General features: G+C 73.4%; 1 protein-coding gene. It reads left to right on the forward strand.

What is annotated here, in order from left to right; all coding sequences use genetic code 11:
• On the forward strand, positions 1-207 hold a 207-nt coding region (locus UK12_RS42880; RefSeq protein WP_045307475.1), incomplete at both ends, for a hypothetical protein.

Here is a 207-nt window from a genome sequence, read left to right on the forward strand (position 1 = left end):
TCGCGCTGGACGCCGCCGACGCCGCTGTCGAGACCGCCTCTGCTGTCCGTGCCGCGCTGCACGGTGTGATCGGTGTGGTCCAGGAGTGGCTGGCGGACGAGCGGTTCGCCTCCTCGCGCCTGGTCCTGGTGACCCGATGCGGGGCGGCCGGCGATGACAACCTCGTCCACGCCCCGGTCTGGGGTCTGCTGCGCTCGGCGCAGTCCG

The organism is Saccharothrix sp. ST-888 (assembly GCF_000955975.1).
In the GTDB taxonomy this organism is placed as follows: Bacteria; Actinomycetota; Actinomycetes; order Streptomycetales; family Streptomycetaceae; genus Kitasatospora.